We start from the raw sequence: 16,924 nt of genomic DNA on the forward strand, positions 1-16,924 counted from the left end.
AGCGCATGATTTCCTTCTCAGTGCTGTCGCCTCGGATAAGCCGACCTCCTGAGACGAGACTGCCCGCCGCATCCACATCTGTCGTTGTGACTGGGTGCACAGGTGTTTAGTCTCCGTGCACGGTCGGGAGCTGCTGGCGAAACTCGGTGGGCGATTGGCCGTAACGGGCGCGGAACGCCTGGCTGAAATGCGCGGCGCTGGTGAATCCCCACCGGGCGGCGATCGCGTTGATCGTACGGCCGGCGAGCCGGGGTTCGGCGAGGTCGCGGCGGCACCGCTCGAGGCGCTGTACGCGGATCCAGCCGGCGACCGTGTGCTCCTCCTGCTGGAACAGCTTGTGGAGGTAGCGCACGGAGATGTGGTGCGCTGCCGCGATCACGTTCGGGGTCAGGTCCGGATTACCGAGATGGTCGCGGATGAAGGCGTGGATGCGGGCGGTCAGCGCCCGCTGGCGCGTGTCCGCGGGGACGACCTTCTGGATGTCCAGTGCGTCGGCCAACGCCGTGATCAGCACGTCGAGCGTCAGGGTGGCCAGACGCGCGGTCTCGGCCGGGGTCAGTTCGTCCATCTGGTCGGCGAGTTGCAGCAGGAAGCGCGACGACAACGCGCCGACGCCGCGGGCGCCGGGAATGCGGACGGCGCTCAGTTCACGCAGTTCCTGGGGAGGAAACGGCAGCAGAGCCCGTGGGAAACGCAGGAGCAGCATCCGGCTCGTCGAATCGTCCGGCCGGAGTTCGGCCACGTACGGACGCGAGGTGTCGTAGAGCACGAGATCCCCGGTGCCGAACTCCGCGCGTCTGCCGTCCTGCGTCAGCGTGCCGCTGCCACTGACCATGCAGCTCACTTTGAACACTTCCGGGTCGGCCTGCCGGATCAGCCGGGGCGTGCGGCGCACCGAGTGCGCCATCGTCGTCATCAGGGTCGCCTGCACCGGGCCGAACTCGCTGATGCCGACCCGCGCCTCGAATCCGGTTTCCGCCTGCCGTTCCCGGGCCAGGTCGTACGGTACCCAGAGCTTCGCGCTGACCTCGCGCCAGAAGGCGAACCGGTCGCCCGGCGAGACGTCGGCAGTGCTGACAACGTCCATCGACCAACCATAGTGACCAACACGGGCGAGCCCATCCAATTAAGCCCGTCCAACGGCCACGTCGAAGGCGCCGAAGCCCCATTCTGCTGGCGGACCGGCGGGCAACCGCCCAGGGGACCTCACGTATACCGCGCGGTCTGATCAGCGCCACTGCTCGTCGGTGACATCGCTGGGGTACGGCTTTCGATCACCCATGGCCGGCATAACACCGCTGCCGTCCGACGGTCACGACCCGGATTCACCTTCCTGGCATCGAGGGACCGCTGAACAGCGACTTTCCGGCAATAGACGCCCTGCCGGGGCGGGTAGCACGAGTTGCGCGCCGGAGGGAACCGGATCGCACGTCCGACGGTAACCGGTTACAGTCCTCGAACCGGATCAACCACGACCGCCAGGAGGTACCCGGTGACGAACGCCAGCCGACCCGAGTCGTCCGACGCCCGGACCGATTGGGAAGCCCGCATCGCCCGTCGCAGCGACGAAGGCGGCACGGCCGCGCTACCCGACCTGCCACCGCCGGCCGGGCTGACCGCCACCCCCGGCCACGGACACGTCCGCCTCTCCTGGCAGCCCGTCGACGGCGCGGTCGGCTACCTGGTGCATCGCGCAACGCTGGACGACGACGACCGGGTGTCCGGGCCGTTCACCCCGGTGGACCACCTCGGCGGAGACGTGCTCTCCGTTCCCGACACCTGGTACGTCGACACCACCGGCACCCCGGGCGAACGGTACGCGTACGCCGTGGCCGCCGTACCCGAGGTGACCGTGATCGGCGCGCTGAGCGACCCGGTCCCGGCGGCCGCCCTGCCGGCCGGCGGCGACCCGCCCACCGTCACGCTGCACCTCGACTCGGACGCCGCAGGCGCCACCTTGCACCGGCCCTGGCAGCCGATGATCGGCAGCGAGCGGCTGTCCCAACTGCTCTGCCGGGACCGCTCCGGCGGCCGGGAGATCGGCACCGAACTGCTGGCCGCCCTCCGCCGGGTACGCGACGAGATCGGCGTGACCACCGTACGGGCGCACTCGATCCTGCACGACGACCTCGGCGTCTACCGCGAGGTCGACGGCGAGCCGGTGTACGACTTCAGCCGGGTGGACCAGGTCTACGACCTGCTCCTGGGCATCGGGATGACGCCGGTGGTGGAGATCGGGTTCATGCCCCGCGACCTGGCCAGCGACCCGGACCGCACCGTCTTCGCCTACCGCGGCATCATCTCTCCGCCGCGCGACTGGGACCGGTGGTCCGGGCTGGTTCGGGCGCTGGTGGCCCACCTGCTGGAACGGTACGGCGAGCAGGTGCTCGGTTGGGACTTCGAGGTGTGGAACGAGGCCAACCTGGAGGTTTTCTGGTCCGGCAGCCGGGAGGAGTGGATGCGGCTGTACGACGTGACCGCCCGCGCCGTCAAAGACGTCGACCCGCGCATCCCGGTCGGCGGCCCGTCCTCGGCGGCCGCCGGCTGGGTGGATGCGCTGCTGGAGCACGCCGCCCGATCCGGGGCGCCGGTCGACTTCGTCTCCACCCACACATACGGCAGCCCGCCACTGGACCTGCGGCACACGCTGGCCCGGCTCGGCTTCCCGGACGCGCGGATCCTGTGGACCGAGTGGGGCGTCACCCCCACCCACTTCCACCCGGTCAACGACGGCACCTCGGCCGGCACCTTCCTGCTCACCGGCATGCGGTCGGCCGCCGGCAGGGTCGACGCGCTGTCCTACTGGGTGGCCAGCGACCACTTCGAGGAACTCGGCCGGCCGCCGAGGCTGCTGCACGGCGGGTTCGGGCTGCTCACCGTCGGCGGCATCGCCAAGCCGCGGTACCACGCGCTGCGCATGCTCGCCCAGCTCGGCGAGACCGAACTGCCGGTACGGGCCACCGGCGACGGCGCCGACGGCCTGGTACAGACCTGGGCCAGCCGGCGCGCGGACGGGAGCCTCGCCGTGCTGCTCTGGGTGTCCACCCTCGACCAAAGCAAGCGGGACGGGGATCCGGCGCTGGCCCGGCGGATCCGGCTGGTCATCGACCATGCCGCCGGGCGGCCGGCGCTCGTCACCCGGCTGGACCGGGAGCACGGCGACATCACCACCCTCGCCGACCGGCTGGGCGTCGCCGACTGGCCGACCGACGAGCAGTGGGCGGCCCTGCGCGCCGCTGACCAGCTCACGGCGCAGAAGGTGCAGCCGGACGTCGAGGACGGGGCCGCGGTGATCGAGCTGACCCTGCCGCAACCCGGGGCGGTGCTGGTCGAGGTCTCCGGGGCCTGAGGGCGGGCCCGGGCAGCAGGGCCTTGGCGGCGTCGCCGTCGATGAGCCGGCCGTCGACGGGTTGGCCGGGCAGGCTCGTGCAGTTCCTCGCAGACCGTACTTCCGGAAGTAGGCCCCAGCCGGTGGCTGAGGGCCTACTTCCCGGATCGAACGTGACCAGGGCCTTTGCCTAACCGAACGACGCACGCCCCATGGCCCGGTCCACGGCTCGAACAGGTGCCTACACCTGCGTCACGATGCCACTCGCCGTCATGAACCGGCCCCGCGCAGCTGCGGAAGGTCCTGGTTGGCCGGAACGTTGAACGTCTCCTGGGCGATCAGTGGGCGGATCCGGCGTTCGAACTGCGGCGAGACGAACGCGTGGCGGACGAGGTCGTTGGCGAGCTCGTTGCCGAGCGCCCCCATGATCATGGCCTGGTCGAGCGAGAGGTACCGCTTGGCCACGGTGCCGCTGCCGACCGCAATCGCGTCGTAGAAGCCGCCGGGGCCGTACGAGTCGAAGTTGGCCTTGAGCCGGGAGAGGTTGTCGACCACCGCTCCCTTGGCGTACGGGAGCGCGAGGAACGCCGCGTGCGGGGTCACCACGCCGTCGCCGTAGTCGGGGTCCGGGCCGGCCGGGCGGCAGTCGCCGAACCCGGCGTCGTACTTCGAGCGCTCCATGTCGGACGGGTAGCCGTCGGTGTCCATGCCCATCGCGTCGACACCCCAGGCCATGTAACCGCCGGCCGGGTCGCTGGCCGGGGAGAAGCCCCAGTAACCGTACCGGGCGTCATTCATCCCGTGCTCGATCTGGCCGGCGACCGTCGCGGGGTGGTTGCGGCCCCAACTGTTGGGTGCCCACCTTGCTTCGGGCACGAACAGGTCGGGCATCAGCGCCTCGAACATGTCGCCGCCCCAGCTAGGTACGAACTGGATGCCGCGGTACTGGTACGCGCCCTCGTACACCGGAACGCCCTCGTAGGTGGTGTCGAAGCCGACCGGCTGCATCTCGTGCCAGCTCCAGTCGCAGGTGGCCGGCAGGGTGCGCATCGTGTTGTAGTAGGCCTTTGGCGGGATCTGGCCCATCGCGATGCCGAGGTACGTCGCGATGCGCGGTTCGGTGACGGTGATGTCGTAGTGGTTGCAGGTGAACCAGACGCCGTCGCGCTGCCGCGAGCATCCCGGGGGCGGCGCGTCCCAGAAGCCGCCGGCGATCAGGCCGCTGGCCCCGGACGGGGTCGCCGCCGCCGGGTTGTAGTAGAAGCCGAAGTTCATCTTCCGCAGGATCGCGTCGGCCTTGCCGCGCAGCTCCGGCACGGCGCCCTTGACCACGTTGAGCGCGGCCGCGAGCCAGCCGTTGTCCACGCTGGACAGGAACGGGTAGACGGTGCTGCCGTTGTCGGGCCAGACCGTGACGACCGAGCCGTCCCGCGGGTCGTACCAGTTGTAATACATGCCCGACGCGGTGTGGTGCCTGAGCCGGGCGAGCGTGTCGAGAGTCTTGGCGATCCGGTCGCGGCCTTCCGCCCTGGAGATGATGCCGAGCTCGCGGGCGACCACCGCGGACCACATGTAGCCGCCGATGTTGGTGGGGGACGTGTAGGTGGCGCGGCCGCCGGCGGCCAGGTCACCGGTGATGTTGTCGGCGACCAGGCCGGTGCCGGGGTCGGTCATGGCGGCCATCGACCGCCACGTGTCCTTGGCATAGCCGAGCAGGGCCCGGTCGGCGCCGCGCTCGTCGGGTGCCGCGACGGCGGGGGAGCCGCCTGCCAGCACGAGCGCCAGCGCGAGGAGCGGTGCGAAAAGGCGTCGCATGGGTCTCCTTGTCTCGTTCCGGGGATGGACTATTTGATTCCGGTGGTCGCGATGCCGCGCAGGAAATGCCGCTGGAGGAGCAGGAACACGATGAGCACCGGAAGCACGACGACGACCGCTCCAGAGAGCAGCAGACCGTAGTTGATGCGGTTCTGGCCGACGCTGTAGAGCGCGAGGGCGACCGGCAACGTGTACTTGTCCTCCGTGGTGGCGACCACGAGGGGCCACAGGAAGTTGTTCCAGGAACCGAGGAACGTGAGGATCCCGAGGGTGGCCAGTGCCGGCCGGCACAGCGGAAGCACCACCCGCCAGAAGATCCGGAACTCGCCGGCGCCGTCGACCCGGGCCGCCTCGATGAGGTCGTCGGGGATCGACAGGAGAAACTGCCGCATGAGGAACACGCCGAACGGTCCGACGAGGAACGGCAGGATCAGGCCGGTGTACGTGTTGGTCAGGCCCATGTTGCTGACCAGCACGAACTGCGGGACGAAGGTCACCATGCCGGGCACCATGAGCATGCCGAGCACGGCCAGGAAGAGCACTCGCCTGCCGGGGTACCGCAGCTTTGCCAGCGCGTACCCGACGAGCGAGCAGAACAGCAGGTTACCGGCCGTGACCAGGGTCGCGACCAGCGCCGAGTTGAAGAAGTAGAGCGGGAAGTCCAGCCGGGAGAACAGCTCGCGGAAGTTGTCGAGCGTGAAGGTCTCGGGCCACCAGGTCGGCGGTACCTGGCGGATCTCCCGTTCGGGCTTGGCCGACGAGAGCGCCATCCAGACGAACGGTCCGGCCACGGCAAGCAGCCCGAGGGCCAGGACGACGTAGAGCACGGTCTTGGCGACCCGGTCACGGGTACGCAAGGCGGCGTCCTTTGCGACCATCGTCAGTTCCTCTCCCCCAGCAGGCGGAACTGCACGACCGACAGCGCCACGATCGCCAGGAAGAGCACGTAGCTGGCGGCGGCCGCGTAGCCGTAGTTGCCGAAGCCGAACTGGTTGTAGATGTGGAACGACACCGACAGCGTCGAGGAGAGCGGACCGCCCTGCGTCATGACGAACGGCTCCTCGAAGAGCTGGAGGTAGCCGATGCCGGTGATCACCCCGCCGAAGAGCAGCGTCGGCCGCAGCATCGGCAGGGTGACGTTGCGGAACTGCTGCCACCGCGTCGCGCCGTCGAGCGTCGCCGCCTCGTAGAGGTCGGCCGGCACCGCCTGGAGTCCGGCCAGGAAGATCACCATCAGGAAGCCGAAGTTGCGCCACGCCGCCATGACGATCAGCGACGGCAGCGCGAGCCTGGTGTCGAACAGCCAGCTCGGCCCGTCGATCCCGACCAGTCGCAGCAGGTTGTTGACCAGCCCGATCTCGGGGTCGAGCAGGAAGCGCCAGACCACCGCGATCGCCACGATGCTGGTCACGACCGGCAGGTAGAAACCGACCCGGAACAGCGCGCGGAAGCGGACGAGCCCGGAGTTGAGCGCCGTCGCCGCGGCCAGCGCCAGCACCATGGTCAGCGGCACCCCGACGACGACGAAGACCAGCGTGTTGACCGACGACCGCAGGAACAGGTCGTCGGAGAACAGGCGGGTGTAGTTGTCGATGCCGACGACGTTGACGGCGAGCGGGTTGCGCAGGTCGGTCGAGCGCAGGTCGGTGAAGCTCATGACCAGCGACGCCACCACCGGCAGCGCCATGAACACGAGGAACAACACGGTGAAGGGCGCGGAGAAGGCCCAGCCGGTCAGCGCCCGCCGCAGGCGTTGACGCCGCCGGACCGACCCGGCGGGCCGGTCGGTGCTGGTCGCCCCGGCCGGTCGCGCCGGTGCCGTCGCCGGGGAGGCGCCGGTCATGTCAGCTCCCGGTCCCGATGGCGCTCGCCTGCTGCTGGATCGCCTTCGCGGTCGCGGCCGGGTCGGCGTTCTGCTTGCACAGCTTCTCGACCTCGAGGTCGAACGCGGCCGCGATCTGCTCCCAGGTCGTGATCGCCGGCGGCGCCTTGGCACTCTTGAGCTGCTGGCCGAACGCGGTCAGGAGGGTGTCGCCGGTGAGCGTCGGGTCGTTCCAGGCCGACTGCACGGAGGGCAGGTCCTTGACCGCCTGGTACCACTTGACCTGCACCTCGGGCTTGCTCAGCCACTGCACGAACTTCCAGCCACCGGCACGGTTCTTGGCGTCCTTGAAGACCGCGAGGTTGCTGCCGCCGATGAACGAGGTCGACGACTTCTTCGTCGGCATCTGCGCGACCGCGTACTTGTCCTTGAAGCCGGCGCCGCCCTGATCCTCGACGATGCCCATGTGCCACGGGCCGGAGATGAACGCGCCGATCTCACCCTTGACGAAGCCGGGCTCGAGCGAGCCGTCCGGCAGCGCGGTCGGGGACAGGCCCTCCTTGTAGAAGGACTGGTAGTAGGCAAGCGCCTCGGTCATCTCCGGGGTGTCGAAGCTCAGCTTGTCTGCGCTGGCCACGTCGGCGCCGTTGGACCAGGCGAACGGCATAACCGACTGCCAACTGCCGGTCTTGCCGGGCTGGAGGTTGAGGCCCCACTTGGCGCCGGCCTTCTCCTTCATGCCCTTGGCCATGGCCTTGAGGTCGTCCCATGTCTTCGGGCCGCCCGGGAACCCGGCCTTGGCTGCCATGTCCTTGCGGTAGTAGATCAGCCGGGTCTCGACGTACCACGGGACGCCGTACGAGGTGCTGTCGACGATCGTGGTGTCCCAGGCGCCGGGGAAGAAGTCGTCTTTCTTGATCAGATCCGACGGGGTCGGGTCGAGCGCGCCGGTCTTGGCGAACTCGCCCTGCCAGGTGGTACCGATCATCGACACGTCCGGCGTCTGCTTCGCGGCGATGGCGCTCGCGATCTTCTGGTGCGCCGCGTCCCAGGGCACCGCCGTCACGGAGACCTTGGCGTCGGGGTTCTCGGTGGAGAACTCCTTCGCGAACTCGGCGAGCTTCTCACCTTCGGTGCCCATCGCCCAGACGGTGATGTCCCCGCTCGCCTTGCCTGCGCCGACAGATTTCGCCTCTTCCTGGCCGCCGCCCGAGTCACGGCCACAACCGGCCAGCGCGACCGACGCGGCCAAGACGATCCCCGCCGCAGCGGCTAACCGCCTGCTTCTCATGTCGTACCTCCAGGGGTTGGTGGTTTTCAGGGTGTGAGCTGTTACCTGCCGGTGCCTCCGGTCGGGGGCGCCGGGCAGCCGCAACTGCGGCGCAGGACGAGTTCGGTGGGCAGCACGAGACCGCCCCCAGGGATGTCGCCGGGCTGGCCGGCGGCACGCAGGATCAGCCGGGCCGCCTCGGCGGCCAGCTCGCGTACGGGTTGCCGGACGGTGGTCAGTGCGGGGGCGACGAGAGCGGCGACCGGCACGTCGTCGAAGCCGGTGATGATCAGGTCCTGCGGCACCCGCAAGCCTCGGCCGAGCGCGCCGACCAGCACGCCGAGGGCGGTCTCGTCGTTGGCGCAGACCACCCCGGCGGGCCGGGGTGTTTCGCCGCCCAGCAACTGGTCGGCGGCGAGCACCCCGTCGGCCTGCTGCATGCTGACCGCGACCGGCTCGGCGGGCGGCTCGATGCCGAGGTCGTGGTGCGCCCGCCGGAAGGCGGCCCAGCGTTCACTGACGTCGGGCGAGCCCGCCGGGGTGCCGACGAAGACCAGGTCGCGCAGGTCGTGGTCGGCGAGCAGGTGCCGGGTGAGCGCCAGCATGCTGCCGACGTTGTCGGCGCGTACCGAGGGGATGTCGCCGGGCCCCTCGCCGGCGACCACCACCACGGGGACCAGCTTGGCGAGCCGGAGCAGCGCCTCGTCGGAGATGGTGCCGCCCATGACGGCGACACCGTCCACCCGGCGGCCCATTTCCAGCACCTGGTCGTCGGAGTCGGAGCGCAGGTGCGTGCAGAGGATGTGCACGCTGGCCCGGGACGGCACCGCCTCCGACTCGAAGCCCTGGATCAGTTCGGTGAAGTAGGGGCCGGACAGGCCGGGGAAGACCAAGCCGAGGGCGCCGTGCCGGCCCGCGGCCAGGGCCCGACCGAGGTGGTCGGGGCGATATCCGTGCTTCTCGATCGCGTCCAGCACCCGGCGGCGCATCTCCTCGGAGACCTGGCCGGTGCCGTTGGAGACCCGGGAGACGGTGGCCACGGAGACGCCGGCGAGCTTCGCTATCTCGCGAACCGTCATGCGGCTGTTGCTCATCGCTCCCTCGATCCGTAACGTGCGGGTAACAGAAACCGGTTTCAGCCGACCATAGGCAGCCGAGACGAAGTTCACAAGTCTCTGATCCACAATCTCCCGTGTGAGGAGCTCTGCCCCATATGACAGAAGTGCTACTCCGGGATCGCAGGATCCTCGTCGACGGCCGGCCCGAGCTGCTGCTCGCCGGCGAGGTGCACTACTTCCGCCTCGCCCGGGCCGATTGGGCGGACCGGCTCGACCAGCTCCGCGACTGCGGAGGCGACACCGTCGCCACCTACGTGCCGTGGCTGTGGCACGAACTCCCCGACCGCTCGGCCGACCTGACCGGGCGTACCCACGAGCAACGCGACCTGGCCGGCTTCCTCGACCTCGCGCACCAACACGGGCTGCGGGCCGTGGTCCGCCCCGGCCCGTTCATCATGGCCGAGCTCAAGAACGAGGGCATCCCCTACCGGGTGTACGACGAGCACCCCCACCTGCTCCCCACCACCTGGGACGGCGCACCGGTCAGCACCCGCACCATCGACTACCTGGCGCCCGAGTTCCTCGCCGCGGCCGACGGCTGGTACGCCCAGGTGATGCCACTGATCGCGGAGCGCCTCGCACCGCGCGGCGGCCCCGTGGTGGCGGTCCAACTGGACAACGAAATCGGGATGCTGTCCTGGGTGACCAACTCCCCCGACCTCACCGACGGCCTCTGCGCCGACCTGGCACGCTGGGCCGTCGAACGGTACGGCAAGGACACCGCCGCGGCGCGGATCGGCGCCGACCCGGCCGATCCGGCGCCGTGGTCTGCCGCGCTGCGTACCCCCGTCGAGGAACGCTCCCTGGCGCTGCACGACGACCTCGGGCGCTACATGCGGGACCGCTACCGCCGGTACGTGACGGCGCTGCGGACCAGCGCCGAGCGATACGGGGTGACCGGGGTGCCGTTCCTGGTCAACGTGCACGGCACCGGCGGCGGGCGGGGGCGCACCTTCCCGATCGGGATCAGCCAGCTCATGGAGTCGTACCGTGGGCAGCCGCAGCTCACCTCCGGCTCGGACTACTACCTCGGCGACCTCACCGTCACCAACGTCGCCGACCTGTACGTGTCCAACGCGTTCCTGGCCGCGGCGCACGACGGCGACCAGCCGCTGACCTGCCTGGAGTTCGAGGCCGGCAACGGCGACTACGGCGAGGACCTGTCGACGCTGTACCCGCCCGAGGCTATCGACCTGAAAACCCGACTCTGCGTGGCGCAGGGCAACCGGCTGCTCAACCTCTACCTGTTCGCCGGCGGTCACAACCCGCCCCTGGCCGAGCCGGTCAGCGACGGCAACGATCGGATCGCGTTCACCGGCGAGCGGCACGGCTTCGCCGCCCCGGTCGACCCGGAGGGCCGCCTCAACCCGACGTACCCCGCAGCCCGACGGGCGCTACACGCCGTACGCGGGGTAGCCGACCTGCTCGCCGACGGCGACGAGGAACACGACGGGTTCGCCCTCGGATTCGTACCCGACCACTACCTGACCGAGTACCACCACCCGGCGTCCAGCAACCGGGCGGAGCAGGTCGCCGAGCTGGAACGGTTCCGCGGCATGGGCGCGCGGGACGTGCTGGCGCGGGCGCTGCTGCTCGCCGGCTACTCGTTTCCCGCAGTGGACCTGCAGACTCCGGCACCGGGCGGCGCAGCACAGGTGCCGGGCGGCACGCCGCCGGTGGTGGTGCTGGCCACCGCCCCCACCCTCGGTTCGCACGTTCAGCAGCGGCTGGTCGACCACCTGCGGGCCGGCGGCCGGCTGCTGCTGCACGGACCGCTGCCCACCCGCGACCACGACGGCACACCGTGCACCCTGCTGGCCGACGCGCTCGGGCTGCGGGCGGACGGCTGGCTGGAGGGCGGCCCGCACTACTTCCCATCGGTGGTGGGCCGCGGCTGGGCGGCCGGCCCCGCCGAGGTCCGGGGCGGCTACGCCCAACTGCTCACCGGGTCCGGTGAACGGCTGCTCATTGAGGTCGGCTCCGGCCGGGCTTGCGGCGTCGAGGTGACCGTGGGCGCCGGCCGGGTCGTGGTGATCGCCACCGACTACCCGTGCCACCTGGACTTCTGGCGAGCAGCGCTGGACCGGCTCGGGGTGCGGCCTCGGCTCCGACACGACGCAGGCGCACCCGGGCTGCTGCTCACCTCAACCGTGGACCGGTCCGGCCAGCGGCTGCTTCACCTGGTCAACGTCGCGCCGTCGGCGATCGAGTTCGGCCTGTGGCATCGGGACGAGCCGGTACTGTCCGGCCGGCGGCTGCGGATCGGCGCCCGCGCCGGGCTAATGCTGCCCGCCGGAATCCGCGTCGGGCCGGCCACGCTGCTGGAGAGCAGCTGCGAACTGGTGGCCCGGAACGGCTCGGAGGTGCTACTCCAGCCGACCCAGGCCGAGGATGTCGCTGTCTTCGCCACCGACCGGCCGGTACACGCCGACCGGGGCGAGGTGACCGTCGCCGATGGTCGGGCCACCCTGACCGTCCGGGCCCCGGATGGCGAACCGGTCCGGGTCAGCATCGGCTGACCGCCCGGTGAGTTGACTGACCTCGATGTGGTCGCCCGGCTGCATGATGCGGCGGGCGGTACCGGCCGGCGGCGATCTCCCGTGCCAGGTCACGTCCGCCGAGCCCGACGAGCGCCGCCACGGGGTAGGACATCACGTCAGTGGATCGCGGATGCGCCACGCGCCTCTTGTCGGGCGGGCTAGGTTCGGCTCAGGTATGTTGGAGAAATTGCATGAGCTGCGCGGTGAGTTCGGCCGGCTGTTCCTCGAAGATCCAGTGGCCAGAGTCCTCGATGACGCCACCGGTTACCGTCGTGGCGTACTGCGCGACCTGGGTAGGTACCGCCTCCCCGAGGCTGGCTCGGGCACCGAGTGCGAGAACCGGCATGTTCAGCTTCGTCTTGCCGTACTCAGCGTTGTCGGCGACATCCTGGGGAAATGCTCGGAAGTAGTCGAAGCTGGCCCGCAGGTGAGCGTCGTCTTGCAGGTACCGGGCGTACTCACGGACATCCTCATCACCGATGCCGGTCTTCTGGACTTTGATCGAATCGGTGAACCGATCCACCCAGGCGGCCTCCCGACCGTCCACGATCTGTTCCGGCAGTCCGTTTGCGAGGCTGAAGAAGCCGAAGTTCCAGAAACCCGGTCCCTTCGGGGTCAGTGACGGGACCTGGTACAGGCTCTGGTCAGGGATAGGCGCTTCCGTAAGCACAAGCTTGCGCACGTCGTCGCGGTGAGCAGCGGCATACGCGTACGCGACCATGGTCCCGATATCGTGTCGGACGATACTGACGTCGCCATCAAGGCCGAGTTGGGTGAGCAGGCCGTACACGTCGCCGGCGAGAGTCTTCTTGTCATAACCTCCTGCCGGGGCGTCGCTGCCCCCGGCTCCCCGAAGGTCAGGCGCGAGGACCGTGTAGTGCTTGGCAAGCTCCGGCAGAACCTTGCGCCACATGTACCACGTCTGCGGATAGCCGTGCAGCAGGACCAGTGTGCTGCCCCGACCGCCCCGAACATAGTTGATCGTGACGTCACCGACCTGCGCCGTCTGCTCGGTGAAGGAACCCGGAATCCGCTCGCCGCCCATTGCCACTCCTTCTGATGACATACGCGGTCCGTGGGCTACCCAACCCCGGGCTTGCACACCTCCAAGCGCCAGTGCATACCAGGGTCGTACCTGGCCTTCGCCACGAACAGGGGCATCGTGGGGACGAAGGTCATGCGGGTGCGCGGGTGGCTCGGAGGAAGCGGGCACCCCACTCCTGGATGTGCGCGGCGAACTCCGGCGGCCTCAGGATCTCGAACTCGGCACCTACGTTGCCCAGTGCCTGGGTCGGCCAGTCGAGGGAGGTCGAGGTCATGGTGAGCCGGCAGCTGTCCTGATCGAGCGGTTCAATCGTGCCCCAGCGGCCGACCACCTGCCGCACCCGCGCGGAGGGCGCGTACACAAGGACCTCGACCGTGTACGGGGCCGGGGCCCCGCTCGCTGCCTCGACGAAGGCCACGGCGTCCTCGGCCGGGATCAGGCGTGGCCGGAAGCGGGTGCCGGTCGCCGTCGGCTCGGTCAGCCGGTCGAGGCGGAAACTACGCCAGTCGTGCCGACCCAGGTCGTAGGCCACCAGGTACCAGCGTCCGCCGAGTGCGACGACGCGGTGCGGCTCGACCTCGCGCTCAGTGGGTGCGGAGCCCCTGGCCGTGTAGCCGAACCGCAGCCGCTCCTCGTCCCGGCAAGCCTGGGCGACCGCGGTGAGCACCCCCGCCGCGACGACTGGCCCGGACACGACAGCGGAGAGGGTCATCGCCCGCAGGGCGTCCACCCTGGCCCGCAGCCGGGGCGGCAGGACCCGCACCACCTTGGTGAGTGCGCGCAGCGACGCCTCCTCCATCCCCGCGATCCCGCTCTGCGCAGCGTCGCCCACGCCCACCGCGAGGGCCACCGCCTCCTCGTCGTCCAGCAGCAGCGGCGGCAGGACGGCGCCGGGCGCGAGTTGGTAGCCGCCGTCGGTGCCCCGGGCCGAGCCGACCGGGTAGCCGAGCTCGCGCAGCCGCTCGACATCGCGGCGCAGTGTCCGCTCGGAGACCCCGAGCCGATCGGCCAGTTCCGGGCCGGACCAGTGCCGGTGGGTCTGCAGCAGCGAGAGCAGCCTGAGGGTCCGTGAGCTGGTGTTCGCCATGCTGACATCCTGCCTCGACTTCCGGTCAGGAACTGGCCGGAAGCCTCCCTAGAGGCGATCTCGACGGCCACACCCCATAAGGACCGAAAATGATCACTCGTGAGATCCAGCTGACGGCCCAGATCACCGGCACCCCCGCACTCGACCATTTCACCGTCGCCAAGACCGAGGTGGACGGCGAGGTCCTGGTACGCACCGACCAGATCGGGCTCGCCGCGACCTACCTGGAGCTGATGCGGGCCGACTGCACCATCCCGGTCCCGGCCTGGCAGCCGGGGCAGCGGGTAGGGGTGGCCGCCATCGGCACCGTGGTCCGATCCGACAGCCCCGAACTCGAGGTCGGCGACCTGGTCCAGTCGATGACCGGCTGGAGCGAGTACTCGGCCGGCCCGGCCGGCTCGTACCTCAAGCTCAATCGTGAGCTCTTCGCCGACCCCGGCTACTACCTCGGTCAGGGACCGACCGCCTACTACGGGATGGCCGAGGTAGCGGCCGTCGGCGAAGGCGACGTGGTGTTCGTCTCCGGCGCGGCGGGCGGAGTTGGCTCGCTGGCGGGACAGATCGCCAAATGCCGTGGCGCCGCGCGGGTGATCGGCAGCGCCGGCAGCCCGGCGAAGGTCGACTACCTGGTGAACGAGCTCGGCTACGACGCCGCTTTCGACTACCACGACGGCTCGACGGCCGACCGGCTGCGGGAGCTCGCGCCCGAGGGCATCTCGGTCTTCTTCGACGTCGCGGGCGGCGAGCAGTACCAGGGCGCGCTGCAGGCGGCCCGGCCCGGAGCGCGCTTCGCCCTCTGCGGCTCACTGTCCAGCCAGCTCGGTGGCGCGGCGCAGCGCTTTCCGCAGCCCGATCGGGCGGCGGCCGAGGCCAGGGGCGTCGAGCTGCTGCCGTTCTCCTGCTACCACACGCCCGATCAGATCGCGGCCTGGCGCGAGCACTTCAGCAGCTGGCTCGGCGGGGGCCGCTTCGTCTACCCCCAGACCGTGGTCGAGGGCGGGATCGAGGACGTGCCGCAGGCGTTCCTCTCCTTCCTGCAGGGTTCCTACCGGGGCAATGTCTCGGTGCGGCTGTCGTGACCACACTCCCCCTCCGGGCCCTGAACCGGGCGCTGATGGACCGCCAGTTCCTGCTGCGGCGCACCGATCACACCGCGCTGGAGGTGATCGGGCGACTGGTCGCGCTGCAGGCACAGGAGCCCAACTGGGCCTATGTCGGGCTGTGGAGCAGAATCCACGCCTTCACGCAGTCCGAGCTCACCACACTGCTGGAGGACCGGCAGGTGGTTCGCTCCGCTCTGCTCCGCAGTACCCAGCACCTCGCCGCGGCCGACGACTTCCGTCGGCTGCGGCCGCTGCTGCAGCCCGTGCTCGACCGCACGGCCGGCTCGCCCCACTTCACCCGAAACAGCGCAGGCCTGGACGCGGTGTCCTTGGTGGCCGAAGGACTCGGCCTGCTCGCGGGAGCGACGCTGCCGCGCAAGGAGTTGGCCCGGCGGTTGGCCGAACGCCATCCGGGACGCGACGGCCGGATTCTGGCCGGGCAGGTGGAATTGCGCACTCCCCTCGTCCATGGCGCGGCCACCGGCGCATGGGGCTCCTGGGGCAACCGGTCGGCGGTCTCGGTCACGCCCGCCGAGGTCTGGCTGGGACAGCCGATGGCGACGGCAGCGACGGCGACTGCCGCCAAGGATTCGGCCAAGGAGCTGATCCGCCGCTATCTGGCCGCCTTCGGCCCGGCCGGAGTGAAGGACGTCCAGGCCTGGTGCGGGCTGACCCGCCTGGGCGAGGTCGTCGCAGATATGCGCACCGAACTGCGCCGATACTCCGGCCCCGACGGCAGGGACCTGATCGATCTGGCCGACGCTGAGCTGCCCGACCCCGAAACGCCCGCTCCAGTACGGCTGCTGCCCGCCTTCGACAACGCCCTGCTCGGCCACGCCGACCGGACCCGGATCATCAGCGACGAGGACCGGAAGCGGGTAATGCCCGGCCAGGCACAGGTACGGCCCACCTTCCTCGTGGACGGCTGGGTGCACGGAACGTGGTCCCTCGACGCCGGGACGCTGCGGCTCACCCCGTTCCGACCGCTCTGCGCAACCGATCGGGCAGCCCTGGAACAGGAAGCCAACCGGCTGCTGCAGTTCGTGGGGGGCAGGGTGGTGTCCTACAGCGATCCTGTCGCGGCCCAGTCGTCTTGATGACGGGCCGAACAAGCGGACCCGTCTGCTGACGACGGTGCACAACGCGCAGATCCGCCGCGCCAGCGGCAGTACTTGGTCGCGTTCCTCAACGCCGTGACGAACCCGGCCGGTATGCTGCGCTGCCGTCGACGCGCCTCGGACGGACAGGTGCAGCGCGAGAAGCCGCCGGGTCACGGCTGCTGGCCGAGCCGGATCAGGGACTGGACGTCGCACCGATCGGCGGCGTCGAGGTAGGTCGCGAACCAGGCACGCTGCGCCGGCTCTGGTAACGCGCGGAGCCTCGCGTGGGGCACGTCGTCGGCGGATGCTGCCTCGTCGAGCATCCAGTCGGTTGCCAAGGTGTCGGTGCGGTAGACCAGCTGGTCGATTCCGCGTACCCCGAACGGGTCCTCGCATCTGGCGCGGGTCACCTGCCGGAAGTCCGCACGCAAGTGCTCCGGGCTGGCCAAGCCACCGAGCGCGGTGGACTGGTAGTCGAGGTTGAGCCAGACCGTGTCGTCAGCTTCTGACCGGTGCGGTTCCAGACCGAACTGATCTCGTTGTCGCCGTCCCATCCGGGGATGTCGAACGTCGTCTCCGTGGAGTGCACGTACCGGTTACCACCCTTGAACGGGTCCTCCCACATGCACACACGACCATCGTCGCAGGCGGCGGCCTCGGTAAACGGCTGCGGAGAGGCAGCGGCGGGAGCGGCAA

Annotated in this window: 13 protein-coding genes and 1 pseudogene; 4 read left to right on the top strand and 10 right to left on the bottom strand. The window is 70.0% G+C overall.

Annotation, left to right across the window (positions count from 1 at the left end; all coding sequences use genetic code 11):
* Positions 1-106: 106 nt before the first annotated feature.
* On the bottom strand, positions 107-1,087 hold the full coding sequence (locus C5N14_RS27800) for a helix-turn-helix domain-containing protein (protein ID WP_117672297.1): 981 nt from the start codon (positions 1,085-1,087) through the stop codon (positions 107-109).
* 405 nt (positions 1,088-1,492) lie between these two features.
* Between C5N14_RS27800 and C5N14_RS27805 the strand changes: the two genes are divergently transcribed.
* A complete protein-coding gene (locus C5N14_RS27805; protein ID WP_117672298.1) occupies positions 1,493-3,349 on the top strand; it encodes a xylan 1,4-beta-xylosidase in 1,857 nt (618 codons plus the stop codon).
* 249 nt (positions 3,350-3,598) lie between these two features.
* Here the strand turns inward: C5N14_RS27805 and C5N14_RS27810 are convergent, their stop codons facing one another.
* From C5N14_RS27810 to C5N14_RS27830, 5 genes are all read right to left on the bottom strand, one after another.
* A complete protein-coding gene (locus C5N14_RS27810; RefSeq protein ID WP_117672300.1) occupies positions 3,599-5,143 on the bottom strand; it encodes a glucoamylase family protein in 1,545 nt (514 codons plus the stop codon).
* A 29-nt stretch (positions 5,144-5,172) separates the two neighbouring features.
* Positions 5,173-6,021 (bottom strand): carbohydrate ABC transporter permease, encoded by an 849-nt coding sequence (locus tag C5N14_RS27815; protein ID WP_117672302.1) that lies wholly within the window; start codon positions 6,019-6,021, stop codon positions 5,173-5,175.
* Between the two features lie 2 nt (positions 6,022-6,023).
* The gene (locus tag C5N14_RS27820; protein ID WP_117672304.1) at positions 6,024-6,986 is read right to left on the bottom strand and encodes a carbohydrate ABC transporter permease; all 963 of its coding nucleotides are present in this window, start codon (positions 6,984-6,986) and stop codon (positions 6,024-6,026) included.
* A gap of 1 nt (position 6,987) precedes the next feature.
* Positions 6,988-8,106, bottom strand: coding sequence for a sugar ABC transporter substrate-binding protein (locus tag C5N14_RS27825; RefSeq protein ID WP_243640105.1), 1,119 nt, complete (start codon positions 8,104-8,106; stop codon positions 6,988-6,990).
* Between the two features lie 191 nt (positions 8,107-8,297).
* Complete coding sequence (locus C5N14_RS27830; RefSeq protein WP_117672307.1) at positions 8,298-9,329, bottom strand: LacI family DNA-binding transcriptional regulator; 1,032 nt, start codon at positions 9,327-9,329, stop codon at positions 8,298-8,300.
* A gap of 119 nt (positions 9,330-9,448) precedes the next feature.
* On the opposite strand from C5N14_RS27830, the gene C5N14_RS27835 reads away from it, so the two are divergent.
* Complete coding sequence (locus C5N14_RS27835) at positions 9,449-11,872, top strand: beta-galactosidase (protein ID WP_117672309.1); 2,424 nt, start codon at positions 9,449-9,451, stop codon at positions 11,870-11,872.
* 190 nt (positions 11,873-12,062) lie between these two features.
* Here C5N14_RS27835 and C5N14_RS27840 read toward each other — a convergent pair whose 3' ends face one another.
* Positions 12,063-12,938: an alpha/beta fold hydrolase gene (locus C5N14_RS27840; protein ID WP_117672311.1), complete on the bottom strand. Its 876-nt coding sequence runs from the start codon at positions 12,936-12,938 to the stop codon at positions 12,063-12,065.
* 130 nt (positions 12,939-13,068) lie between these two features.
* Positions 13,069-14,025 carry a YafY family protein gene (locus tag C5N14_RS27845; protein ID WP_117672313.1) on the bottom strand — a complete coding sequence of 319 codons (957 nt, stop codon included), beginning with the start codon at positions 14,023-14,025 and terminating at the stop codon, positions 13,069-13,071.
* Between the two features lie 89 nt (positions 14,026-14,114).
* On the opposite strand from C5N14_RS27845, the gene C5N14_RS27850 reads away from it, so the two are divergent.
* Positions 14,115-15,104 carry an NADP-dependent oxidoreductase gene (locus tag C5N14_RS27850; protein ID WP_117672315.1) on the top strand — a complete coding sequence of 330 codons (990 nt, stop codon included), beginning with the start codon at positions 14,115-14,117 and terminating at the stop codon, positions 15,102-15,104.
* Positions 15,101-16,225: a winged helix DNA-binding domain-containing protein gene (locus tag C5N14_RS27855; RefSeq protein WP_117672317.1), complete on the top strand. Its 1,125-nt coding sequence runs from the start codon at positions 15,101-15,103 to the stop codon at positions 16,223-16,225. Before C5N14_RS27850 ends, C5N14_RS27855 begins: the two co-directional genes overlap by 4 nt.
* Positions 16,226-16,398: 173 nt before the next feature.
* On the opposite strand, the gene C5N14_RS33490 is transcribed toward C5N14_RS27855, so the two are convergent.
* Positions 16,399-16,782, bottom strand: a complete 384-nt coding sequence (locus C5N14_RS33490; RefSeq protein WP_243640107.1) for a hypothetical protein — start codon at positions 16,780-16,782, stop codon at positions 16,399-16,401.
* A gap of 2 nt (positions 16,783-16,784) precedes the next feature.
* A pseudogene (locus C5N14_RS34325) lies at positions 16,785-16,853 on the bottom strand (hypothetical protein); the annotation flags it as partial.
* Positions 16,854-16,924 lie beyond the last annotated feature (71 nt).

The sequence above is a fragment of the Micromonospora sp. MW-13 genome, from assembly GCF_003434305.1.
GTDB lineage: Bacteria > Actinomycetota > Actinomycetes > Mycobacteriales > Micromonosporaceae > Micromonospora.